Annotated in this window: 22 protein-coding genes; 18 read left to right on the top strand and 4 right to left on the bottom strand. The window is 39.2% G+C overall.

Annotated features, from left to right (window positions below; all coding sequences use genetic code 11):
• Window positions 1-7: 7 nt before the first annotated feature.
• From V4T18_RS12990 to V4T18_RS12940, 11 genes are all read left to right on the top strand, one after another.
• Window positions 8-1687 carry a methyl-accepting chemotaxis protein gene (locus V4T18_RS12990; protein ID WP_332649969.1) on the top strand — a complete coding sequence of 560 codons (1680 nt, stop codon included), beginning with the start codon at window positions 8-10 and terminating at the stop codon, window positions 1685-1687.
• A 144-nt stretch (window positions 1688-1831) separates the two neighbouring features.
• The gene (locus tag V4T18_RS12985) at window positions 1832-2266 is read left to right on the top strand and encodes a DNA polymerase I (RefSeq protein ID WP_332649967.1); all 435 of its coding nucleotides are present in this window, start codon (window positions 1832-1834) and stop codon (window positions 2264-2266) included.
• Window positions 2267-2358: 92 nt separating this feature from the next.
• On the top strand, window positions 2359-4986 hold the full coding sequence (polA, locus tag V4T18_RS12980) for a DNA polymerase I (protein WP_332649965.1): 2628 nt from the start codon (window positions 2359-2361) through the stop codon (window positions 4984-4986).
• 12 nt (window positions 4987-4998) lie between these two features.
• Complete coding sequence (gene mutM, locus V4T18_RS12975) at window positions 4999-5871, top strand: bifunctional DNA-formamidopyrimidine glycosylase/DNA-(apurinic or apyrimidinic site) lyase (RefSeq protein WP_332649963.1); 873 nt, start codon at window positions 4999-5001, stop codon at window positions 5869-5871.
• Between the two features lie 9 nt (window positions 5872-5880).
• Entirely contained in the window at window positions 5881-6474 is a 594-nt protein-coding gene (coaE, locus tag V4T18_RS12970; RefSeq protein ID WP_332649986.1) for a dephospho-CoA kinase, read from the top strand.
• 285 nt (window positions 6475-6759) lie between these two features.
• Entirely contained in the window at window positions 6760-7779 is a 1020-nt protein-coding gene (locus V4T18_RS12965; protein WP_332649961.1) for a glyceraldehyde-3-phosphate dehydrogenase, read from the top strand.
• Between the two features lie 743 nt (window positions 7780-8522).
• Window positions 8523-8990: a transcriptional regulator NrdR gene (gene nrdR, locus V4T18_RS12960; protein ID WP_332649960.1), complete on the top strand. Its 468-nt coding sequence runs from the start codon at window positions 8523-8525 to the stop codon at window positions 8988-8990.
• A gap of 21 nt (window positions 8991-9011) precedes the next feature.
• The gene (locus V4T18_RS12955) at window positions 9012-10661 is read left to right on the top strand and encodes a DnaD domain protein (RefSeq protein ID WP_332649958.1); all 1650 of its coding nucleotides are present in this window, start codon (window positions 9012-9014) and stop codon (window positions 10659-10661) included.
• 10 nt (window positions 10662-10671) lie between these two features.
• Window positions 10672-11610: a primosomal protein DnaI gene (gene dnaI, locus V4T18_RS12950; protein ID WP_332649984.1), complete on the top strand. Its 939-nt coding sequence runs from the start codon at window positions 10672-10674 to the stop codon at window positions 11608-11610.
• A 482-nt stretch (window positions 11611-12092) separates the two neighbouring features.
• Window positions 12093-14024: a threonine--tRNA ligase gene (thrS, locus tag V4T18_RS12945; RefSeq protein ID WP_332649957.1), complete on the top strand. Its 1932-nt coding sequence runs from the start codon at window positions 12093-12095 to the stop codon at window positions 14022-14024.
• A gap of 498 nt (window positions 14025-14522) precedes the next feature.
• Window positions 14523-14645: a hypothetical protein gene (locus tag V4T18_RS12940; RefSeq protein ID WP_332649493.1), complete on the top strand. Its 123-nt coding sequence runs from the start codon at window positions 14523-14525 to the stop codon at window positions 14643-14645.
• A gap of 174 nt (window positions 14646-14819) precedes the next feature.
• Here the strand turns inward: V4T18_RS12940 and V4T18_RS12935 are convergent, their stop codons facing one another.
• Window positions 14820-16502, bottom strand: a complete 1683-nt coding sequence (locus tag V4T18_RS12935; RefSeq protein WP_332649955.1) for a HAMP domain-containing methyl-accepting chemotaxis protein — start codon at window positions 16500-16502, stop codon at window positions 14820-14822.
• 456 nt (window positions 16503-16958) lie between these two features.
• Between V4T18_RS12935 and infC the strand changes: the two genes are divergently transcribed.
• The 4 genes from infC (at window position 16959) to V4T18_RS12915 (ending at window position 18448) form a co-directional block, all read left to right on the top strand.
• Window positions 16959-17462, top strand: coding sequence for a translation initiation factor IF-3 (infC, locus tag V4T18_RS12930; RefSeq protein WP_332649982.1), 504 nt, complete (start codon window positions 16959-16961; stop codon window positions 17460-17462).
• A gap of 32 nt (window positions 17463-17494) precedes the next feature.
• A complete protein-coding gene (gene rpmI / locus V4T18_RS12925; protein ID WP_332649953.1) occupies window positions 17495-17695 on the top strand; it encodes a 50S ribosomal protein L35 in 201 nt (66 codons plus the stop codon).
• Window positions 17696-17759: 64 nt separating this feature from the next.
• Entirely contained in the window at window positions 17760-18119 is a 360-nt protein-coding gene (rplT, locus tag V4T18_RS12920) for a 50S ribosomal protein L20 (protein ID WP_332649951.1), read from the top strand.
• A 65-nt stretch (window positions 18120-18184) separates the two neighbouring features.
• Window positions 18185-18448, top strand: a complete 264-nt coding sequence (locus V4T18_RS12915; RefSeq protein WP_332649949.1) for a DUF1294 domain-containing protein — start codon at window positions 18185-18187, stop codon at window positions 18446-18448.
• Window positions 18449-18500: 52 nt separating this feature from the next.
• On the opposite strand, the gene V4T18_RS12910 is transcribed toward V4T18_RS12915, so the two are convergent.
• Window positions 18501-18881: a sigma-w pathway protein ysdB gene (locus V4T18_RS12910; RefSeq protein WP_332649946.1), complete on the bottom strand. Its 381-nt coding sequence runs from the start codon at window positions 18879-18881 to the stop codon at window positions 18501-18503.
• Window positions 18882-18970: 89 nt separating this feature from the next.
• On the opposite strand from V4T18_RS12910, the gene V4T18_RS12905 reads away from it, so the two are divergent.
• The gene (locus V4T18_RS12905; protein ID WP_332649944.1) at window positions 18971-19453 is read left to right on the top strand and encodes a dUTP diphosphatase; all 483 of its coding nucleotides are present in this window, start codon (window positions 18971-18973) and stop codon (window positions 19451-19453) included.
• A gap of 81 nt (window positions 19454-19534) precedes the next feature.
• On the opposite strand, the gene V4T18_RS12900 is transcribed toward V4T18_RS12905, so the two are convergent.
• Complete coding sequence (locus V4T18_RS12900) at window positions 19535-20470, bottom strand: biotin-dependent carboxyltransferase family protein (RefSeq protein WP_332649943.1); 936 nt, start codon at window positions 20468-20470, stop codon at window positions 19535-19537.
• Window positions 20467-21189, bottom strand: a complete 723-nt coding sequence (gene pxpB, locus V4T18_RS12895; RefSeq protein ID WP_332649941.1) for a 5-oxoprolinase subunit PxpB — start codon at window positions 21187-21189, stop codon at window positions 20467-20469. The genes V4T18_RS12900 and pxpB overlap by 4 nt, the downstream gene beginning before the upstream one ends.
• 153 nt (window positions 21190-21342) lie before the next feature.
• Between pxpB and V4T18_RS12890 the strand changes: the two genes are divergently transcribed.
• Complete coding sequence (locus V4T18_RS12890) at window positions 21343-22104, top strand: LamB/YcsF family protein (RefSeq protein WP_332649940.1); 762 nt, start codon at window positions 21343-21345, stop codon at window positions 22102-22104.
• An 11-nt stretch (window positions 22105-22115) separates the two neighbouring features.
• Window positions 22116-23336: an NRAMP family divalent metal transporter gene (locus V4T18_RS12885; RefSeq protein ID WP_332649938.1), complete on the top strand. Its 1221-nt coding sequence runs from the start codon at window positions 22116-22118 to the stop codon at window positions 23334-23336.
• The last annotated feature ends 86 nt before the right edge of the window (window positions 23337-23422 follow it).

Raw genomic sequence — 23422 nt, 5'->3', positions numbered from 1 at the left:
ATAAAACGTGAGTAAATTAAAATCGATTCGAACAAGAATTTTATCGGGTATTATTATACCGATAGTGCTAGTGAGTAGCATCTTTGCCGTTATATTAAACTTTATGACAACCGCATTAATCGAAGATCATGTTGTGCCGCAATATAAGGATAGTTTAGCATTAATGCTTGAAAAATATGACGCTTTTGTTGATCCAGAGTTAATCAATGCTGCAAAAGACGATGAAAAAGCATATGAAGAGCTAAAAGTAATAACAGATAAATTCCAAAAAGAGTTTGAGTTAGAAAATGTTTATATTATGAGTAAAGTGGATGGAGAAGAAGTTATATTAGTTTTAGGGGGTACTGACGACTATTTAACACCTCTCCCATTTACGAAGGAACAGGGGGATGCACTAACTCAGGATAATCTAATCGTCAGTGATATTTATGAAGACGATTATGGTAACCACCTATCGACGTTTATTAGTGTAAATAATACGGATTCTGTATTAGGTCTAGATGCAGATGCTGACTTTATTCTAGAATTACAAAAGAACATGATGTTAACTATAGTTGCTGTATTAGTCGTTGTTATTATACTAGGAATCGCTATTGCAATGTTTGTGTCACGTAGTATTAACGGTCCGCTAAACAAGTTGCTAAATCATACTGAGAAAATTGCACAGGGTGATTTAACGGAAGAGTTTTCAGTGAATCGTGAGGATGAAATCGGTCGTTTAAGCGATAGCTTCCAAAATATGCAGAACCAGTTGAAAGAAACATTATCACATGTATCAACAACTTCTAACCATGTTCAACAAGGTGCAACGAATTTATCAGATAGTCTTGAGCAATTATCGATTACATCTTCGCAAGTTGCCGATAATATTACGGATATTGCGTCATCGACAGAGGTTATTGCAAGTGGGGCTAATCAAAATCAAATTGTGCTTGTAAATATTTCTGAACAAATAAATGAGATTTCAACAGCAACGAATCACGTATTAGAAAGTGCACATGATGCAACCAATGCTGCATCTATCGGAAATGAAGTTATTCAAAAATCGGTAACAGGCATTAGAACAATAGATGATACAGCCCGTACTTCATTGTCTATTACAGAAAAAATGAATAATAAGTCTATGGAAGTAGGCGAAATTACAAAGATTATTTCTAATATAGCCGATCAAATTAATTTACTAGCATTAAATGCAGCAATTGAGGCGGCTCGTGCGGGAGAATATGGAAAAGGGTTTGCAGTTGTTGCCGATGAAATTCGTTCTTTAGCTGAACAATCATCGCATTCAGCGAGCAATATTACTTCGCTAATTACAGAGATGCAAAATGATTCAAATGAATCTGTAAGAGCTATTTCAGTTGTTGTAGAAAAAATTGAAGGTGAAAGTAAAACCATTTATTCTGCTGGTGAAACATTCGCTCAAATTGTGTTATTAATAGAAAATATTAATCATGAAATTCAATCAATTACTGCAACAATTGAAGAAATTGCAGCAAGTTCTAACGAAATTATTCATACAACAGATTCTACTACTTCATTGCTTCGAGCAACTTCCGACAATGCTCAAGGGATTGCTGCTTCAATCGAAGAACAAACAGCCTCTACTGAAGAAATGTTTAGTATTGCAACTCAATTGAATGATATGGTCCATGCACTGCAAGATCAAATGAATAAATTTAAACTGTAATAAAGCATAATTTATTTTCCAAGAGTATAGGGGGATTCCCTATACTCTTATATTTTACCTCAAAAGAATATGAGAGAAATCTATTAAACAACGATAAATATTTTGTTATACTAGACTCCAGATTAAAAACTGGAGGAAAAAACGTTGAGCAAATTTATTCAAAACTTCTTGTTGTCGTTTGCCATGGCTACCTCTGTCTTTGCTTGGTTGGATCAAGCACATTTTGGAATCGTGAATTATAAACTTTTAAATATACCAATCTTCTTTATTGTTCTTATGGCGTTAAGCTTCGTTATTGCAGAAGATGTACGAAATTCATTTAAAAAAGTACTAAAATTTGAGCAGCGTCAGGACAAGCGTCCGATTTGGCAGGTCGGTATCGGCATGATCTTCTTCTTTACACAAATCGGATTTGTTGAGCTATTCGCCCGCCAGCTTATGCCTTTTAATTTAGGTGGCATGCCGTTGTATATCGTATTTTCATTTATGAATGCTTTTTTAATAACGGTCATCTATGAAGAAATTTTCTATAGGGAAGAAAAAATATCGGATCAATTTCGATTTAAGAAATTAAAATGATGCAGGGCTAGTTGCCTTGCATCTTTTTTTATTTTTAAAAAGCGTACATATGTTTTACAATAGAGAGGACTTGAAATTACGGAGGAGATACGATGATAAAGGAGAAAGTGCTACTTTTAGATGGAAATAGCTTGGCATACCGTGCATTTTTCGCACTTCCATTACTAACAAATGATAGCGGAATTCATACGAATGCCACATATGGCTTTACGATGATGCTACAAAAAATTGTTGAGGAGGAGAAGCCAACAAAAATGCTCGTTGCATTTGATGCAGGCAAAACGACTTTCCGTCATGAATCTTACGGCGAGTATAAAGGTGGTCGTCAGAAAACACCGCCGGAATTATCGGAGCAATTTCCATACATTCGTAAGCTTATTGATGCATACAATATTCAGCGCTATGAACTTCCTCTATTCGAGGCGGATGATATAATCGGTACGCTTGCCCGCCAAGCTTTAGACGAAGGTATGGAAACGGTCATCGTATCGGGTGATAAAGACTTAACGCAGCTTGCGAGCGATAGTGTAACAGTGTACATTACACGAAAAGGTATTACAGATATTGAAAAATATACTCCAGCTCATATTGAAGAAAAATACGGCTTAACGCCACAGCAAATTATTGATATGAAGGGATTAATGGGTGACGCCTCAGATAATATCCCGGGTGTGCCAGGTGTCGGTGAAAAGACAGCGATTAAGCTTCTAAAAGAATACGGTACAGTTGAGGCTCTTTATGAAGCGATCGATGCGATGAAGGCTTCGAAAATGAAGGAAAAGCTCGTTGACAATGAAGAGCAGGCCTATTTATCGAAAAAGCTAGCGACGATTTATACAGAGGCCCCAATTGAAATTTCATTGCAGGATATTTCGTACAGTGGACCAGACGAGGATGCGTTGTTAGCCGTTTGGCAGGAGCTTGGGTTTAAATCCTTAATTGAAAAAAGTGAGTTTAGCGGTAATGAAGTGCAGCACGAGGATATATCTTTTGATATTGTCGAAACGATTACAGAGGATACTCTTACAGATCGGATGGCGGTTCATATTGAGCTTGAAAACGAGCACTATCATTCGTGCCGAGCGCTGGGCATTGCATTGACGGATGGGGAAAAAACATTGTATTTGCCAATCACTGATAAGCTTGAAAATGAAGCTTTAAAGGCATGGCTAGAAGATGAATCGAAGCAAAAATTAATGGCAGATAGTAAGGCTGCACAGGCGATGCTACAGCGTATGGGGATTTCGTTGCAGGGTGTAACGTTTGATTTACTGCTAGCCTCCTACATTGTAAACCCAGCAATTTCAGGAGACGATGTGGCGGTTCTATCGAAGGAATTCGGGTATCAAGATGTACAAACAAATGAAGCCCTTTACGGAAAAGGTGCAAAGTGGCACATTCCAGCTGATGATGTACTAGCCGAGCATGTGAGTCGGAAAGCGTTAGCTCTTTGGAGGCTTCAGCCTATTCTTGAGAAAAAGCTTCAGGAGAATGAGCAGTTTGATTTATATAAAGAGCTAGAGCTCCCGCTAGCTTCCATTTTAGGAAGGATGGAAAGTGAAGGCATTCAGGTGAATGTCGATACGCTTGAAAAAATGGGCGATGAGTTAGCGATCAAGCTCCATGAGATTGAGAAGGCTATTTACTCGCTTGCAGGAGAAGAGTTTAATATTAATTCACCAAAGCAATTAGGTGTTATTCTTTTTGATAAGCTAGGCCTCCCTGTTATAAAAAAGACAAAAACAGGCTATTCAACAGCAGCGGATGTGCTAGAAAAATTACAAGCTGAGCATGAGATTGTAAAGCATATTTTACATTACCGTCAGCTGGCGAAATTAAAGTCGACGTATATTGAAGGGTTAATCAAAGAGGTGCATGGTGAGGATAGTAAGGTACATACTCGATTCCAGCAGGCACTAACAGCAACAGGACGTTTAAGCTCAACAGATCCAAACCTACAAAATATACCGATTCGCTTAGAGGAAGGTCGGAAAATTCGTCAAGCGTTTGTTCCGTCAAAGCCAGGCTGGGTATTATTTGCCGCCGATTACTCACAAATTGAATTACGCGTGCTAGCACATATGTGTGAGGATCCGGCGTTAGTGGATGCATTCAGACAAGGGATGGACATTCATACACGTACAGCGATGGACGTATTTAACGTACCGGCTGAAGAGGTTACATCAAATATGCGCCGTGCAGCAAAGGCAGTAAACTTCGGTATTGTATACGGCATTAGTGATTATGGCTTATCTCAAAACCTAGATATTACACGTAAGGAAGCGGCAACATTTATTGACAATTATTTAGCTAGTTTCCCAGGGGTTAAAGGCTATATGGATAGAATTGTGGAAGCGGCTAAGGAAACTGGATATGTGTCGACTATCTTAAATCGTCGAAGATACTTACCGGATATTAAAAGCTCGAACTTCAATTTACGAAGCTTTGCAGAGCGTACGGCGATGAATACACCGATTCAAGGAAGCGCGGCAGATATAATTAAAAAAGCAATGATTGATATGGATGCTCGTTTACGTAAGGAAGGCTTACAGGCAAAGCTCCTTTTACAGGTGCATGATGAATTAATTTTTGAGGCGCCACAGGAAGAAGTGGAAAAACTAGAAAGAATCGTACCGGAAGTGATGGAAAACGCAATAGAGCTAATGGTTCCTCTTAAGGTTGATTTCTCTTATGGCTCCTCTTGGTACGATGCAAAGTAAGGAGTGTTGGGGATGCCTGAGTTACCAGAGGTTGAAGGTGTTGTTCGGGCGTTAAAGCCTGCAGTAGAAGGGAAAACAATCAAAAAAATTGAGCTATCCGAAGTTGTCTACGATGCAGTTCGTGCAGGGAAACAATGCATTGTGAAAAATACAGCGCCAGAAATGCTTGAAAGGCTGCTGGAAGGAATGCGCATTCGAGAAATAACTCGGCGTTCAAAATATATTTTCTTCCACATTGAGAGGGAGGAAGAGTCCTTTTTACTCGTCAATCATCTTGGTATGACGGGTGCATGGTTTATTGTTTCTCGTATAGAGGATATTACAGAGGAAAAATTTCGTAAACATGCTCATGCAGTCATAACGTTAGATTCGTCCGAACTACTTGTTTATGCTGATATCCGTCGTTTTGGTGAGCTACGCTTTTTAAAGGAGCTAGGAGATCATCCACCACTACTGCAAATGGCACCAGAGCCGTTTGATGAAGGGGCATGTGAGTTTTTCTTAGCGCAGTGTGATAGGCCAAAATACGCAAATAAGCCAATCAAAGAAGTGATTATGGATGGTCAGGTCATATCCGGCTGTGGCAATATTTATGCGACTGAAGCACTCTTTCTAATGGGCATACATCCAAATCGAAAAGCGAATCGTATAAGCCAGAATCGGAAAATAGAGCTATTTCGGGCAATCGAGATGATTTTGCTGCAAAGTATTGAAATGGGCGGCTCTACTATTTCGGATTATCGAAATATTAATGGAGAAGCTGGTGGGATGCAGGACCGATTAAAGATGTATGGCAAAAAAATATGCCCGCAATGTAGTACGAATACGAAACTAATGACAATTGGCGGAAGAACATCGGTCTATTGTCCAAAATGTCAACGGTAGGTGCTAAAAGTGATTATTGGATTAACAGGTAGTATTGCAAGTGGGAAAAGTACGGTTGCGAAAATGCTAGAAGGCTATAAGCTGCCGATTGTGGATGCAGATCTTGTCGCTCGAATCGTTGTAGAGCCAGGCACGTCGACGCTAGCGGCAATTGCTGAAGCGTTTGGTCCTGAAGTGATCTCTGAGGACGGGTCGATGGATCGTGAAAAGGTTGGTAGTATTATTTTTCACGATCCTGCACAGCGAAAGGTATTAAACGATATTATTCATCCAGCGATTCGAGCAGAAATGCTTCGTCAGCGTGATAGTTTAATTGAAGCTGGTGAAAAGGTTGTTGTGATGGATATTCCGCTCTTGTTTGAAAGTAAGCTGCAGCATTTTGTGGACAAAGTTTTAGTTGTCTCCGTAAAGGAAGAGGTTCAGCTAAAACGATTAATGGAACGTAATGGTCTATCTGAGGAGGAGGCGCGAGCACGAATCAATACACAGCTTCCGCTTTCTGTTAAGGAAAAAGGTGCTGATGCGGTCATTTATAATAATTTAGATTTAACTTCAACGGCTGAGCAGCTTGCAAAAATTTTAAAGTATTGGGAAGTAATTTAAATGAATTTGTTGTCCTATCGATTATTCGGTAGGACTTTTTCTGTTCACTTATAAATTCTTTGAAAATCGCTCATACCAAGAAAAATAATTAATGGCTGTATTATCGTACAGATATCTAATTGCGAGCACGACAACATTCCGTCATTTGTCTTCGTCTTTATTGTCAGAAAATAATAACTTTAAATTTCTGTGTGAATAATGTTCATCTTTTTTAAGAATGTGTTATACTAATTTGCGAATATAATAAATAAAATTATAACGTAATTACAGGAGGCTTTTTTTATTATGACAGTTTCAATCGCAATTAATGGATTTGGCCGAATTGGTCGTATGGTTTTCCGCCAAGCTATCGTTCAAGATGATTTAAACATTGTAGCTATAAACGCAAGCTACCCAGCCGAAACATTAGCACATTTAATTAAGTATGACACAAATCACGGAACATTTGATGGCACGATCGAAACAGGGGAAAATGCATTAATCGTAAATGGTAAGCATGTGGCTCTAATTTCTGAACGTGATCCATTAAAATTACCATGGGCAGAAATGGGTGTAGACCTTGTAATCGAAGCAACTGGTAAATTCAATGATCGTGATAAAGCAGCTCTTCATTTAGAAGCAGGTGCAAAAAAGGTAATTTTAACTGCGCCAGGTAAAAATGAGGATATCACGGTAGTTTTAGGTGTTAACGATGACTTATTAGATGTTGCGAAGCATGATGTTATTTCTAATGCATCTTGTACGACGAACTGTTTAGCTCCTGTAGCAAAAGTATTAAATGATACATTTGGTATTGAAAACGGTTTAATGACAACTGTACATGCCTATACAAACGATCAAAATAACTTAGATAATCCACATAAAGATTTACGTCGTGCTCGTAACTGTGCATCATCAATCATCCCTACTTCAACGGGTGCTGCTAAAGCATTATCTTTAGTTTTACCAGAATTAAAAGGGAAATTACACGGTATGGCACTTCGCGTTCCAACTCCCAATGTATCTCTTGTAGACTTAGTTGTAGATGTGCAAAAAGACGTAACAGCTGAGGAAGTAAATGCGGCATTTAGAGCAGCTGCTGAAGGTCCAATGAAAGGTATTTTAAACATTTCTATGGAGCCATTAGTATCTTCTGACTACAATACAACAACATTCTCATCAACTGTTGATGGTTTAACAACAATGGTAATGGGTACTCGTAAAGTAAAAGTTTTAGCTTGGTATGATAATGAGTGGGGTTACTCTGCTCGTGTAGTAGACTTAGCGAAAAAAGTATCAAAAGAATTACAAGCTGTAAACGCTTAATCAATATAGCTGCCTAATCCGTGCATCATTGCTCGGATTAGGCATTTTTTCATTTAGATTAAATTTAATATCATCACCAAAAGTCGGGGGACAATATATACCCCGCACACTACACTCCGAGCGGGCGCTTTCCGCGGGCGAAGCGCTGAGCCTCCTCGTCGCAAGGTGCTCCTGCGGGGTCTCATCCCTCCGCTTTCCCGCTGGAGTCGCCGCTCTTCGTTACGTGTGCTAATAATTGCTAAAAGTAATTTTGGATTCAAAATTTTTCTCCTGAGTGATCGCATCATCATGTTACCATTCTCGTATCCTTTTTTGATTGGAGTGGAGCCAGCGTGACTCCTTGGGGATTAGCGTCAAGAGAGGAACGAAGGCTAAAATCGTCACGTCGTGTGACAACGCCTTCGTGACCAACATCATGTTGGCCTGAGACCCCTCGGGCGTAGTGAGGAGGCTCAGCGGATGCCCCCCAGGAATATAGGAACGAAGGCTAAAACCGTCATATCCTCTGACAACGCCTTCGTGACCAACTTCATGTTGGCCTCTGGCGCAACGGAAATCAACCAATGTTATGGTGAAAGACGAAATTTGTTTTCTTTATGAAATGATTAGAAGTACCTTTTGGCATCGAATATGTTACCGAATAAACAACGATTATGGACAAGGAAAAGGAATTGCTATTTTTCATAGAACAATTTTTGTTATAATAGGATTACTAAACTTGAAATGAAGCAGGAGAAATGAATATGAGATGTCCATCTTGTCAGTACAATGGAACACGCGTTGTTGACTCAAGACCGGTAGATGATAATAAAGAAATACGAAGACGCCGAGAATGTGAGGCGTGTGGATCACGTTTTACAACATTTGAAAAAGTAGAGGAAACACCGCTAATCGTTGTGAAAAAAGAAGGCGCGCGTGAGGAATTTAGCCGTGAAAAGGTGCTGCGCGGCTTGATTCGTGCTTGTGAAAAGCGACCAGTAGCCTTAGATATGCTGGAGGAGCTAGTGTTTTCGATCGAAAAGGATTTACGAAGAATTGGAAATGCTGAAGTCCGCTCAGAGGATGTAGGGGAGATGGTGATGGATCGCCTAGCCAAAATTGATGAGGTTGCTTACGTCCGATTCGCTTCTGTATATCGTCAATTCAGAGATATAAGTGTATTTCTAGATGAACTAAAAGATTTATTACAAAAGCAAGCTGGTGAAAAGTAATGAGTAAAGGAGTGAATTAAAATGGTTCATATGTATAAAGAACTACTTGCGACGGATCATTTTGAAATAACGCTCCCTCATGCCTTATCATCAAATGAACGTCAGTTATTAACGCTTTTTTATCAGCCGCTAACAGGCGCGGAGCCGATTAGTTTATATTTAACTCTTTGGGCTGAAGGAGAGGACCATTCGAGTGGTGAAGGGACGCATTATTATTTGATGAACGTGCTCGGTACCTCCATTCGAAAAATATTTGAGGCACGTATTGCGCTAGAAGCAATTGGACTGCTACGAACATGGCGGAAGGATGATGGAGATCGTCGTCATTTTATTTATGAATTAGTTTGTCCACTTGATGCGAATGCTTTTTTTGCCGATCCATTATTATCGATGTTTTTATTTAGTAAAATTGGAGAGCAGGCTTACCGTAAATTGCGTCAGCGGTATATAAAGCCCGTTGATAAGCGTGATTTCCAAGAAGTAACAAGGACATTTACCGATGTGTACAAGCCTGTATATTCGGATTTATCTGTGGAGTCGTTTGATGGGAATGCAGAAAAGCAAGGATATCCTTTCTATTATGAACAATTCGACTTTGATTTACTTCGAGCCGGGCTTTCAGAGCAGCTCGTGCCATCCTCTGCACTAACAGTAGAGGCACGTGAGTTAATTGCAAAGCTGGCCTTTCTCTATCATTTGTCGCCGCTCGAAATGCAAAAGGTCGTCATACTAGCCTTAGATGAAGCAATGAAGCTACCGCCAGAGCGTTTGAAAAAAGCAGCGGCCGATTATTATAAAATTAGTATTTCGAAGGAAGCACCAAAGCTCGGGAAAACATTTAGGGATGAGTCATTAAAGTTACCTGAGATAAAGAAATCTAAAGAAGATGATTTACTTAAATATTATGAAACTACAAGTCCGATTGATCATTTGCGGAATATTAATAACGGGAAAGAGCCTACTACTTATACGAGGGAACTAGTAGAAAATTTATATTTAATACATGGGATGAGTATCGGGGTAGTAAACGTTTTAATTGATTATGTCATGCTTCAAACAGACAAAAAATTACCTAAAAACTTTGTTGAAACGATTGCGGATCATTGGAACCGTAAAGATATTAAAACGGCAAAGCAGGCAATGGAAATCGCTCGGCTAGAACATGATAAATACAAAAAAACAAAATTTAGTGAAGATCAGGAAAAAAGTACAACGACAACTATTCAAGGAACAGGGTATGAAGCGACAACGTATGAGTTCCTAAAGCGTATGAACAATGGGAAGGAACCATTCTCTTCAACCGTTGAGCTTGCCCAAAGCCTTGTCCAACAATATAGAATGCCAAATGATGTTGTAAATGTTTTAATTGAGTACGTAATGAAAGAAACAGATATGAAGTTTCCTAAAAAGTATGTGGAGCAAGTGGCAGAGCATTGGATTCGTAAAGATGTGAAAACAGTCCAACAAGCCCAAAAAATCATTAGGGACAATGAGGCGAAAGCCAATCCGAAAAGCAGTCCTAATAAAATGATTAATAAACGACAGGCCAAGTATGTGGAAAAGAAGCCAAAATGGTTTGATGGGAATAAAGAAAGCAATACAAATGAAGCTTTTGATGTAGATAAGGAACAACAGGAGCTAATGAAAAAAATGGGGATTATTGATGGGTAGGTGAGGTAAAATAGAACCGATTAGTAAGAAATTAAAAAATATTAACATTCCATCTTTCCAGGAACGGTACCAGGAAATGCGGAAATCAATTTTGGAAAATCCACTCGTTCAGCAATTTCTTGAAGAAAACGAACAGATTGTTCATAAGGATATGGTAGAAAGAAGCCTGACGAAACTAAATGAATATATTAGTCAATCTCAAGGCTGTTGCAAGTGCGGTAATACAGAGGATTGTACAAACCATTTAAAAGGATATATTCCTAAGCTGTTTATTGCCAATAATATTATTGATATTAAATATGAACGATGTGAGAGGAAAATTTTAGAGGATGAACGACGAGATACAGCTTCCAATATTTCGAGTATGTTTATGCCGAAAGATATTCTAGATGCAAAGTTAGAACAAATTGATGCGGACACGAAAAAGCGTATCGTTATTAAAGGTGCAGCAACACAATTTGTTGATTTCTACCGAAAAACAGGACAGCTTCCACCGAAGGGCTTTTATTTACATGGAGAGTTTGGTGTAGGAAAATCCTTTGTTCTTGGTGCTATTGCAAATGAACTGGCTCTTTTGAAAGTAAAAACGGTACTCGTGTTTGTCCCAGAATTCCTACGTGAAATGAAAAACTCTATTTCGGATAATTCTCTTCAAGAGAAAATTGACTTTGTGAAAAAAGCGCAGGTGCTTATGCTAGATGATTTAGGTGCTGAAAATATGTCCCCTTGGGTACGGGATGAAATTTTAGGGACGATTCTTCATTACCGAATGAGTGAGCAGCTTCCAACGTTTATAACGTCTAATTTCGATTATAGTGAATTGGAGGCACATTTAGCACAGTCCTCTAAAGGCGATGTCGAAGAAGTGAAGGCACGTAGAATTATGGAGCGTATAAAAGCGATTACGACGCTTGTTGAAATGGACGGGGTAAATCGACGGAACTCGTAAAAAAATCTGAATTCTACAGTTGCATTTCTTTGTAAAGGGGCGTATACTTTGCTAGTAAATATACTATCAATGCTTTGATAAGGACATGAAGTTTGTGAACCGCGCTTTTAGAGAGGGTAGCCTTGGCTGTAAGCTACCTAGTACGACACAACCTTTACTACCTTGGAGCTCCTGTGAGGATAATTTGCAGGCGTCTATCAGTACGTTAACTGACCGAGAGCTTCTAATCGCTACGTGCGAGAAGGAAGAAGGGTGGAACCACGAGCATACGCGTCGTCCCTTTTTGGGATGGCGCTTTTTTATTTGGATTCTAGTTTTCGTCTGTCGCTTTGGCGGAAGTTTTTTGAAAAATGGCGGAACAAACGAAAAATTTGGCGGAAGTTTTCCAAAAAATTGGAAGAACCTCAGAAAATTTCGGCGGAACTTCAAATAGAATAGGGCTTTGTGGAAACTAGACAAAACATTTTTAGGAGGAATCATTCATGGCAGACATGATCAACATTACTTTCCCAGATGGAAATGTAAAAGAATTTGAAAAAGGTATTTCTACATTAGAAATCGCTGGCTCTATTAGCCCAGGTCTTAAAAAATCAGCCTTAGCTGGTAAAGTGAACGGTGCTTTAGTGGATGCAAAAACATCAATCGAAGCTGATGCAGAGATCGAAATTATTACAAATAAATCACAGGAAGCGTTAGAAATCCTACGTCACTCTACTGCTCACTTAACGGCACAAGCAGTTAAGCGCTTATTCCCAGATGCAAAATTAGGGATTGGTCCAGTAATCGAATCGGGCTTCTACTATGATATCGATTCGCCAACACCGATTACGGCAGAAGACCTACCAGCAATCGAAAAAGAAATGAAAAAAATCATTGCTGAAAATATTGAAATCGATCGAAAAAATGTTTCTCGTGACGAGGCACAAAAAATTTACGAGGAAGTTGGCGACGAGTACAAATTAGAGCTACTTGAAGCAATCCCAGCAGGAGAGCAAGTATCGATCTACTATCAAGGTGATTTCTTTGACCTTTGCCGTGGCGTACATGTACCTTCAACTGGTAAATTAAAAGAGTTCAAATTATTATCTTTAGCGGGTGCATATTGGCGCGGAAACTCTGATAATAAAATGCTACAACGTATTTATGGTACAGCTTTCTTCACAAAGGATGAGCTAAAGCATCACCTACAAATGCTTGAAGAAGCAAAAGAGCGTGATCACCGTAAAATCGGGAAAGAGCTTGATTTATTCATGACGAGCCAAACGGTAGGTCAGGGTTTACCACTTTGGTTACCGAATGGTGCAACAATTCGTCGTACAATTGAGCGTTATATCGTGGATAAAGAGCTTTCTTTAGGCTATAAGCATGTGTACACACCAGTACTTGGCTCGAAAAAATTATACGAAACATCAGGTCACTGGGATCATTATCAGGATGGTATGTTCCCGCCGATGGAAATGGACAATGAAACATTAGTGCTTCGCCCGATGAACTGTCCACATCATATGATGGTATTTAAAAATGGTTTACATTCTTATCGTCACTTACCAATCCGTATTGCAGAGCTAGGTACGATGCACCGTTATGAAATGAGTGGAGCGGTTTCAGGCTTACAGCGTGTTCGTGGGATGACTCTAAACGATGCACATATTTTCGTACGTCCGGACCAAATTAAAGCGGAGTTCAAAAAAGTAGTAGAGCTAATCCTAGCTGTATACAAAGATTTCGATTTAAACGACTACTCATTCCGTTTATCATATCGTGATCCGAATAATAAAGAAAAGTATTATGATGATGATGAGATGTGGGAAACTGCACAAGCAATGCTTAAAGAAGCGATGGATGAGCTTGGCTTAGATTACTTTGAAGCAGAGGATGAGGCTGCATTCTACGGTCCTAAGTTAGACGTTCAAGTGAAAACGGCAATTGGTAAAGAAGAAACATTATCAACAGCACAGCTTGACTTCTTATTACCACAGCGCTTTGACTTAACTTATATCGGTGAAGATGGTCAGCCGCAGCGTCCAGTTGTTATTCACCGTGGTGTTGTATCAACAATGGAGCGTTTTGTAGCCTTCTTAATCGAAGAATACAAAGGTGCATTCCCAACTTGGTTAGCACCAGTTCAAACGACAATCATTCCGGTATCGAACGCAGTACACTATGACTATGCGCGTGAAATTCAGGAAAAATTACAAGCAGCGGGCATTCGTGTAGAGATGGATGATCGTGAAGAAAAGCTGGGCTATAAAATCCGTGAATCACAAATGAAGAAAATTCCTTATATGCTTGTGATTGGTGACAAAGAGGTAGAAGCTGGCGGCGTCAATGTTCGTCGTTACGGCTCTAAAGATTCTGAAACAATTAGCTTCGATGAATTCCTAGCGAACATTCTAGCGGAAGTAACAAAATAAAGTAAAAACAGTGCAGCCTATGAAAAGGGCTGCGCTCAAACTGTAGAAAAAGTATTACCTTAGAAATCGGCAAGCCCCGCCACTACGCTTTTCGTGGGCGAGCGCCGAGCCTCCTCAAATTTGCACGAGTGCAAATTCTGCGGGGTCTCGGGGCAACACGATGTTGGTCACGAAGGCGTAGTCACACGACGTGACGATCTTAGCCTTCGTTCCATTATCGCTTTCCCACAGAAGTCTACGTGGCGGGGCTTGCCTTTTTTTAAAACATATATCAGTGAATTCTTCAAAGGTCAACAACTCAAACCTTTTCACAAAAACGGATAATGAAATTGATAAATATTGTTATTATTGCATTTACTTTACGAAGAAGATGGTCTTCTAGAAAGGTATTGGAATACCAGTTTTTCAAGTTGTTCACGTCATGGATGCCATTTTTATTCATCATCTGGAACATTTGTATAAATAGAGAGGGCATATCTTATCATTAAGCAATAGTAGTTGATTGTAGTGAAAGGCGCGACACTCCAGCAGGAAAAGCACGAGCGGAAAATCCATTTTTGCGGCGGTCCGCAAAAGGAAGGAAAACTAAAATCGTCACATCATGTGACAACGTTTTCCTGACCAACGTCTTGTTGGCCCGAAGCCGTGTCTGCGGAAAGGGAGCATCTGGAACGGAAATCAACGGTTTCTTACTGATTATTTTAAAAAGAAAAAAGACTGTAGGCAAACTCAAATTTATATGAGTTTGTCTACAGTCTGAGCGCAGCCTATGAAAAGGCTGCGCTGTTTTGTGTACTATACTTTAAAGTGATTTACGGCATTTTGTAGCTCGACTGCACGATTACTTAACTCTGTTGAGACTACACTAATTTCTTTTAGTGTAGAGACTTGCTGCTGCATCGCTGAGTTCGCCATAAGCGTATCCTCTGCATTAGTAGTTGCTGAGGATGAGATTTCCGATACAGACGCCGCAACCTCTTCAGCAGCTGCAGAAATTTCCTCTGTAACAGCAGAAATGTCTTCAATTTGCGCTTTCATACTATCGACAGCTCCGACAATTTGATTGAACGATAAACCTGCGTTTTGAATAATACCAACACCGGCTTCAACTGTTGCAAGGCTTTGCTGAATAGCCTCCTCGACATTTTTAGTATCAGACTGAATTTCAGTTGTTAGTGCGGTAATTTGACTTGCAGATGCATTGGATTCTTCTGCGAGCTTGCGAACCTCATCCGCTACAACCGCAAAGCCTTTCCCGTGTTCTCCAGCACGAGCCGCCTCGATTGCTGCATTTAGTGCAAGTAGATTTGTTTGCTCTGTAATACTTGTAATGACCTTTGTTATATTTTCAATTTCCATTGATTGTACGCTTAATTTTTGAATAAGCTCTGTTGTTAACTTTGTTGATTCATAAATAGTTGTCATTTGACGCTCGGCTGAAGAAATGTTGCTTTCTCCTTGGTCTGCAATTGTAGATGTGTCCGATGCTGTTAAATGTAGTGTTTGAGCTGATTCTGCAATTCGTTGAACCGCGGAAGACGTTTCGTCCATTGCAATCGCACTTTCCTTTGCCGATGCTGCTGCTGCCTGAGTGTTTTCGGCTGATATTTCAGCACGATCTGCCACATTAATTGAAGTAAGTGTTACTTCCTGGGTAGAAGCTGTTAATTCCTCGGCTGCTGCACTTAGCTGTTCCGCACTAGTAGAAAGGGATGTAATTAACTTACGAATCGTATCTTTCATTGTGTTAAATGATTGTGTTAATTGACCAACCTCATCCTTTGATCGAATGACCATATCCTCCTGTGTAAGATCTCCAGCTGCAATCACTTGGACAGATTGCTGTAATTTCCTTAACGGGAGAGCGATGATTCGATTCATAAAAATAGTTGTCAGTATAGCAGCAATAATTGTAGCTACAATAAGGGTAATAGCTAAATATAAAGCGTTTTGAGCTTTTGATTGAGCTTCATCTTTAGCATCATCAAAAAGTACATCAATCAAATCGGCAAGCTTATTTGCAGTGGCTAATGTATCCTCGTTAATAGGGACAACATCTTTGTTTAAGACGGCAACTGCTGCGTATACATCTTCCTTTTCATTAATTTCTAGAACCTTTTCCACAAGTGCATCAAATTCTTGTTTATTTGAAATAACGTGATCAAGTAATTGATGCAATTCTTCTCGTTCAAAGCTTTCATCTAGTTGAGTGATGATATTTTGTAATTCCTGTTGAGACGTACGTAGCTTTTCTAGTGCCTCTGTATTACCTAAAATATATGATCGTAATTGTAAGCCTTGATTGAGAACGTGGTATTCAATATCAGCTGTTAAATGTGTTTGAGGCAATCCGCGCTCAATTGTGCCACTATAATACTTATCTATACTGCGTAATTGAGAGAAAATACTGAAGCAAGCTACTACTGTAATTATTGTAGTAATACTAAATCCAAATAATAATTTTTTCCCGATTGACATAATAATCAGCACCTTTGTTATTATATTTGGTATATATACATTAATAGTAATCGATAATATGGAATTTTGAAATAATTATTATTGTTCAAAAAATATTAAAAAGCGGTATTATTCTGTCATCTGAATAGAAATATGTCGAATTAAAAATGTCTTGAGTATAAGTATTGACAGTGAGACATACCCGTGTTAATATTATCTAGGTTATGAATACAAGTTTGAAGTAGAGGCTGCCCGCTTCTCACCTGCCAGAACGCCATTTGAGCTGTTTACAGGTATGATACGTTGAATTGTTTTACGCAAGACTTGCGTATGCACATATAGTGGGCGGACATCTTTTAACATGTCCGTCCTTTTTTTATGGACATAACAAGAGGTGTACCGTTCAACCCGGGCCAACCTTATGCCCAAACCATGTATTCGCGCACAATTTGGAGGTGGATTATTATTAGCAAAGACATGTATGTAAACGAAGGCATTCGCGCACGTGAACTTCGTGTAATCGACCATAACGGTGATCAGCTAGGCGTCAAAACACGAAATGAAGCTCTTGAAATTGCCACTCGTGTTAACTTGGATCTTGTCCTTGTGGCCCCTCAAGCCAAGCCCCCGGTCGCACGTATCATGGACTATGGTAAATTTAAGTTTGAACAGCAAAAGAAAGACCGTGAAGTTCGTAAAAATCAAAAGGTCATCAATATGAAAGAGGTTCGTCTGAGCCCAACAATTGATGAGCATGATTTCCAAACGAAGCTACGTAATGCTATTAAATTCCTTGAAAAAGGCGATAAAGTTAAATGTAGCATCCGCTTCAAAGGTCGTGCTATCACACACAAAGAGATTGGTCAACGTGTGTTAGACCGCTTTGCTGAAGCTTGTGCTGAAGTATCAACGGTTGAACAAAAGCCGAAGATGGAAGGCCGAAGCATGTTCTTAGTTCTTAACCCAAAGAACGAGAAGTAATAATGAATTGATTAGTTTAGGAGGAAATCGACATGCCAAAAATGAAAACTCACCGTGGCGCTGCTAAGCGTTTCAAAAAGACGGGTACTGGAAAATTAAAATTTGACCGTGCTTATGGTAGCCACTTATTTGCTAACAAATCAACGAAGCAAAAACGTCAACTTCGTAAAGCAAAAATCGCTACTTCTGGGGATTTCAAACGTATCCGTACGTTACTTACTTACATGAAATAATACTTGAACATTCAGGTTCAAATCAAAAAAACACATTCGAAAGAATTTGCAGGAGGTAATTAGTATGCCACGCGTAAAAGGCGGAACAGTAACGCGCAAGCGTCGTAAAAAGGTTTTAAAATTAGCTAAAGGTTATTTTGGTTCAAAACATACTTTATATAAAGTTGCTAACCAAGCAGTAATGAAGTCAGGTCAATATGCATATCGTGACCGTCGTCAAAAGAAACGTGATTTCCGTAAATTATGGATCACTCGTATTAACGCAGCTGCTCGTATTAACGGTCTTTCTTATAGCCGTTTAATGCACGGTTTAAAAGTTGCTGGTATCGAAGTTAACCGTAAAATGTTAGCTGACTTAGCAGTAACAGACTCACAAGCATTCGCTCAATTAGCAGATGCTGCAAAAAAAGCTGTTGCTAAATAATTGAACAAAAACAAGGCTGATAGGGATTTTCCTATCAGTCTTTTTTCTTCAGAAGGGGTGGAAATATGGAAATCGCAGTATTTTTTTATGTAGGTGTAGTATCCCTCATATTGCTGATCCTCATGTATAATGACAAGCAAAAGGCAATAAAGAAAGAATGGAGAATTGCAGAAAGTACATTGTTTACACTTGCAATAGTTGGTGGAGCGATTGGCGGTGTGCTCGGTATGTATTTATTTCGGCATAAAACGAAGCATAATTCATTCGCATTTGGTTTGCCATTAATTGCTGCTGTTCAAATTTTCCTTATCGTAAAGCTTGTTTCTTAATAACTTTAAAAACCGTAACAGATTACCATTGTAATCCGTTGCGGTTTCATAGCTATTCCTTCATAAGGTTTTCAATCGGATTTTTCCAAGAGATTTTGGCCTTCGGGTAACTCATTAGAATTTCTTTTTCTAAATAATAAAAGTCGTCCTTTGTAAAACCTTGCAGCTTCATTGAATCGTGAACAAATATGAAAATAGACACAACTTCAAAGGCATCATCCGTTGTTCCTAAATATTTTTCCCCCTCAAATAGAGCGCCTTTATAAGAGATAAAGAAGTTTTTTCGTACATTTTTTACATCATCATAAAAGTAATAATCCCCTCGTTCATACGCCTCGTCCAACTTTCGCTTCGGATCAGTTAAATAGCGTACACCCTTGTAAAATATGTAAATAATCAAAGCGATTATGATAATTCGTAACAATAACGCCATAAAAATTCCCCCTTGAATGCCGTGTTCCTTTCCTATACGATTGAAGAGGAGAAAAGTTTCATTTTTTTAAGAAATCGAGGTAATATTTTATGGAATTTAAAGAATTATTTACAATGCAACGAGAACTTGATGCATTTATTCAGGAAACACAAAATATTCAGCATGATGTGTTTCAGGAAAAAGGATTAGCACTGTTAGTCGAGCTATCAGAGCTTGCCAATGAAACACGTTGCTTTAAGTTTTGGAGTACAAAAGGTCCATCTGAACGAGATGTTATTTTAGAGGAGTTTGTCGATTCAGTTCACTTTATTTTATCACTAGGGCTGATGAGAGGCTTTTCGCTAGATGCATGGCCAGAGGTAAAGGAAGCGCGCGAATTAACGCCATTATTTATCGAGACAACGAATGCTGTATTAGAATTTATTGGAGCACCAGCTGAAGCATCGTATTCTAATGTGTGGTCCAAGTATGGCCTGCTAGCGCATAATTTAGGTTTCTCTGTAGATGAAATTATTCAAGCTTACATCGAAAAAAACGAAAAAAACTATGAGCGTCAACGTTCTGGTTATTAAAGAAGAATTTAGTTTAGAAAATAAAATAACGCATAACAGAAAGCATCTCGCCAGAATAGGGCGAGATGCTTTTATAATAGCCTATTTAGCCAATTCTAAAAGGGCGAGTTGCTGTTGTTGCTCGATATAAATTTGCTGTGCTTCCTCGATGGAAATGATCTCAAAATGAATAGTAGACATTGGTTGTAGCTGGGCTAACTTTGGTAAGTCAGCTCGAATCACCTGTGCGATTTTTGGATATCCACCTGTCGTTTGTCGATCTACCATAAGAATAATGGGCTGACCATTTGGAGGAACTTGGATTGTACCGAATGTTACTGCTTCGGATATTAAATCTTCTTTTAGTGTACGCTCTAATTTTCCTTCGCTTTGCAAGCGGTAGCCCATTCGATCGGCATCTTTAGTTAATGTAAAAGGGATCGTCGTCAAAAGCTTATGACTTTCTGCAGTAAATGCCCCCCATTCTGTGCCCGCCGTAACTCGAATCGTAACATCCTTTGAAAACTTAATGAAATCTTTATATCTGGCAAAATATTTACTAGGCATATCACTGTTTGGTAGAATCGGTAAAATATCACCTTTTTGCAGTGCTCTTCCTTCAAAGCCGCCAAAGCCAGCTCGTAAATATGTACTTCGACTACCTAATACAGGTGGTACTTGAATTCCCTGCTTTACAGCGATATAGCCTCTAGCCCCATCTTTCGCTGCCTGAAGTTTTAAAACACTTCCTGCTTTAACTGTAACAGGTCGCCACATCGGACATGGCTCCCCATTTAGCAACGGTGAAAAATCAGCCCCTGTTAAAGCGATTACAGCATCGGCATCAAATCGAAGTGTAGGACCAACTAATGTTATTTCGATAGCTGCTTCCATTTCCTGTTGAAGTAAAATATTGCTTATTTTATAAGATAGAGGATCCATTGCCCCGCTTACAATAATGCCGTATTGCTGCTGAGAAAAACGGCCCTCATCTTGAACTGTTGAAAAAAAACCTGGTTTCATCACTGTAATTGTCATTGCTTTGTCTCCCATTGAAGAAATTCTTGTTCTGAAATGGCTTTAAAACGAATACGATCGCCAGCCTTCAAATAGGTTGGTGGATATTCGTTAGGCAAAAATAGAGGCTGTGGAGTACGGCCAATAATTTGCCAGCCACCCGGTGTTTGGAATGGATAAGCGCCTGTTTGTTTTCCTGCGATTCCGACAGAGCCAGCTGGAATAGCTAGACGTGGCGTTTCTTTCCGTGGTGTAGCAATAGATTCATCTAGACCACCCATAAATGCAAAACCTGGGGCAAAGCCAAGTAAATAAACGAGACAATCACTTTCTGTGTGACGTTTTATTATCTCCTCCTTAGTGAGATTATGATAATTTGCGACGAATTCTAAATCTGGTCCATATTCGCCACCGTAAACTACGGGTATTTCAACGATGCGACTTTCTGAAACGGTTTCTTTATCTTTCTGTTGCAGTAATTTTTGTAAATAGTCGACAATTGATGCGTAAATAGATCGTGAACTATTATGGAATGAACTTTTGGCTACTCTCGCAATATCATAATGAATACAAATATTTGTGTAACCAGGGACGATTTCTACCATCCCTTCAAACGGTGCATTTTGTAGCACTCGAAAAAAATGTTGAATTTTCTCATGTGTTTCAGTAGAGATCGAGTCTCCGAAAACAACGAATAAAGCCGAATCACTTAGCGGCTTGAATGTGATATTTCCTACCATAGAACCCCCAAAAAATATAAATATATGATTAATTATAAGCTAAATATTCAAAAATGCCATTAAAATTTGATGCAATTGTCATTAATATCAGAATTGTGATAAAATACGAAAGTGGTCATTTTAATAGAACTAGAGAGGGGGAGAAATGAAATCATGAAATTTAAAGTCGACATCAATTGTGATTTAGGGGAAAGCTTTGGTCGCTATACTTTAGGAGAGCAAGAGGAAATATTAAAGTACGTGACATCTGCAAATATTGCCTGTGGTTTTCACGCAGGAGATCCAACTGTAATGCGTGAAACTGTAAAATTAGCGATTGCTAATGATGTGAAAATTGGGGCACATCCTGGCTTACCGGATTTAGTGGGCTTTGGGCGCCGCGAAATGGCGATCACACCACAGGAAGCATATGATATGGTAGTTTATCAAATTGGTGCATTACAAGGCTTTTTAACAACAATGGGGGCTACTATGCAGCATGTTAAACCGCATGGCGCGTTATATAACATGGCTGCTAAAGATGGGGCACTAGCCGAGGCGATTGCACAGGCTGTGTATGATGTATCACCACAGTTAATTTTATTTGGTCTTGCATCGAGTGAATTAACGAAGGCTGGTGAAAAAATCGGGCTTCAAACAGCGCATGAAGTATTTGCAGATCGTACATATCAGGAGGATGGCTCATTAACGTCACGTAAGCAGCCAAACGCGCTTATAACAGATGAGGAGCAAGCCTTACAACAAGTCATTCAAATGATTACAACGGGTACAGTTACATCTCAGCAAGGAACGGCTGTAGCGTTAAGAGCAGATACAGTTTGTATTCACGGAGACGGGGCCCATGCAGTACAGTTTGCAAGATTCACAGAGCAAAAATTAGCACAACAAGAAATAGAAATCAAAGCATTCATTTAAGGGGATTTTATATGGCAGAAATTAATATTAATTCACAAGTTAAAAGAGATAAAACAAGACGAAATGCGTTATTAGGTGCAGCGTTCCTTATGGCAACATCATCTATCGGACCAGGCTTTCTAACGCAAACAACAGTATTTACTAGTGAGTTGATGGCAAGCATGGGGTTTGTCATTTTAATTTCATTAATTTTAGACGTAATCGCACAGATGAATGTTTGGCGTGTCATCGGCGTTTCTGGTTTACGAGGACAAGATCTTGCGAATAAAGTATTTCCAGGATTAGGGTATGTACTAGCCGTACTAATTGTAATTGGCGGTCTTGCATTTAATATTGGAAACGTAGCAGGGGCTGGCTTAGGTTTAAATGCCATGCTCGGTATCGATACAATTTATGGTTCTATTATGAGTGCAGCATTCGCTATTTTTATCTTCTTATTTAAAGAAGCAAGTAAAATAATGGACCGTGTAGCACAATTAGCAGGATTTATTATGATTTTCTTAATGCTGTATGTAGCGTTTACAACTTCGCCACCTGTAGGAGAAGCCATTGCGCGCACGGTATGGCCTGAAGAAATTGGCTTACTTGCAATTGTCACACTTGTAGGTGGTACAGTAGGGGGCTATATTACGTTTGCAGGCGGCCACCGTTTAATCGACGCAGGTATTACAGGTGTAGAAAATCTTCGTCAAATTACAATGAGCTCGGTAACAGGTATCCTAGTAACAGGTATTATGCGTGTGGCACTATTCTTAGCAATTTTAGGTGTTGTATCGCAAGGTTTAAAACTTGATCCGGCTAACCCGGCAGCGTCAGTATTCCAATTGGCAGTAGGAGATATCGGCTACCGAATTTTCGGTGTTATTATGTGGGCGGCAGCAATTACATCTGTTGTTGGTGCTGCGTATACATCGGTATCATTTATTCGTACATTCCATCCGGCGATTGAAAAATACAAAAACTGGATTATTATCGGCTTTATTATCACGTCATCGGCTGTTTTTGCCCTTGTTGGTCAGCCAGTTCAAGTATTAGTTGTTGTAGGTGCATTAAATGCATTAATTTTACCACTTGCACTAGGAATTATACTGATTGCGGCACATAAAACAAGCATCGTTGGAAACGTTTACAAGCATCCTAAAGTGCTAACGATTTTAGGTTTAGTTGTAGTTGTTGTTATGGCGATTCTAAGTGTTCGTACGATAAGTACTTCCTTCTCTTCGTTATTTTAAGCAGTTATGAAAGTATAAGTGAACGAATTATCCTCATAAGAAAAACCATCACGCTCTATATTGGAGCCTGATGAGTTTTTCTAATT

Source organism: Lysinibacillus sp. 54212, assembly GCF_036662795.1.
Taxonomy (GTDB): Bacteria; Bacillota; Bacilli; order Bacillales_A; family Planococcaceae; genus Lysinibacillus_B.
This window is presented reverse-complemented; position numbering and strand designations above follow the sequence as displayed.

Bases quoted from the DNA above. Each gene is read 5' to 3' on its own strand.
- polA (WP_332649965.1), top strand. From the start codon at position 2,359: ATGATAAAGGAGAAAGTGCTACTTTTAGATGGAAATAGCTTGGCATAC.
- V4T18_RS12900 (WP_332649943.1), bottom strand. From the start codon at position 20,470: ATGACAATTACAGTGATGAAACCAGGTTTTTTTTCAACAGTTCAAGAT.
- V4T18_RS12965 (WP_332649961.1), top strand. From the start codon at position 6,760: ATGACAGTTTCAATCGCAATTAATGGATTTGGCCGAATTGGTCGTATG.
- V4T18_RS12910 (WP_332649946.1), bottom strand. From the start codon at position 18,881: ATGGCGTTATTGTTACGAATTATCATAATCGCTTTGATTATTTACATA.
- V4T18_RS12955 (WP_332649958.1), top strand. From the start codon at position 9,012: ATGGTTCATATGTATAAAGAACTACTTGCGACGGATCATTTTGAAATA.
- pxpB (WP_332649941.1), bottom strand. From the start codon at position 21,189: ATGGTAGGAAATATCACATTCAAGCCGCTAAGTGATTCGGCTTTATTC.
- mutM (WP_332649963.1), top strand. From the start codon at position 4,999: ATGCCTGAGTTACCAGAGGTTGAAGGTGTTGTTCGGGCGTTAAAGCCT.
- rpmI (WP_332649953.1), top strand. From the start codon at position 17,495: ATGCCAAAAATGAAAACTCACCGTGGCGCTGCTAAGCGTTTCAAAAAG.
- V4T18_RS12890 (WP_332649940.1), top strand. From the start codon at position 21,343: ATGAAATTTAAAGTCGACATCAATTGTGATTTAGGGGAAAGCTTTGGT.
- V4T18_RS12915 (WP_332649949.1), top strand. From the start codon at position 18,185: ATGGAAATCGCAGTATTTTTTTATGTAGGTGTAGTATCCCTCATATTG.
- nrdR (WP_332649960.1), top strand. From the start codon at position 8,523: ATGAGATGTCCATCTTGTCAGTACAATGGAACACGCGTTGTTGACTCA.
- V4T18_RS12885 (WP_332649938.1), top strand. From the start codon at position 22,116: ATGGCAGAAATTAATATTAATTCACAAGTTAAAAGAGATAAAACAAGA.
- thrS (WP_332649957.1), top strand. From the start codon at position 12,093: ATGGCAGACATGATCAACATTACTTTCCCAGATGGAAATGTAAAAGAA.
- infC (WP_332649982.1), top strand. From the start codon at position 16,959: ATGTATGTAAACGAAGGCATTCGCGCACGTGAACTTCGTGTAATCGAC.
- rplT (WP_332649951.1), top strand. From the start codon at position 17,760: ATGCCACGCGTAAAAGGCGGAACAGTAACGCGCAAGCGTCGTAAAAAG.
- V4T18_RS12905 (WP_332649944.1), top strand. From the start codon at position 18,971: ATGGAATTTAAAGAATTATTTACAATGCAACGAGAACTTGATGCATTT.
- V4T18_RS12935 (WP_332649955.1), bottom strand. From the start codon at position 16,502: ATGTCAATCGGGAAAAAATTATTATTTGGATTTAGTATTACTACAATA.